This window comes from Streptomyces sp. SID5643, assembly GCF_009872555.1.
Classification (GTDB): Bacteria; Actinomycetota; Actinomycetes; order Streptomycetales; family Streptomycetaceae; genus Streptomyces; species Streptomyces iakyrus.
The window spans coordinates 1-214 of sequence record NZ_WWIC01000027.1 but is presented as its reverse complement, the minus strand read 5'-3'; the positions used below and the strand labels follow the sequence as shown (position 1 = coordinate 214).

Annotated in this window: 1 protein-coding gene; it reads right to left on the bottom strand. The window is 45.3% G+C overall.

Annotated elements, in window-relative coordinates:
- Positions 1–214 (bottom strand): peptidoglycan binding protein CsiV (locus GTY56_RS40275; protein ID WP_237524359.1); only part of this gene is annotated, 214 nt, incomplete at both ends.

The following is a 214-nucleotide window of genomic DNA, read 5'->3' as shown; positions in this document are numbered from 1 at the left end:
CTAACCAGATTTTCAGGATAGGCCAACTTTACATCCCTGGGCCAGTGCTCCTGCGGGTTGCCCTCATAGCGGGAAAAAATAATGAGTTCTACCTGATAGAGCCGCTCATGACTTTGTGAGCTATCAGCTGCTTCAATGGTTTGCGCCACTGTGTTCACGTTGATGGCGCACAGGAGTAACAATGCACCATTAAAATATTTTTTTATCCACATAA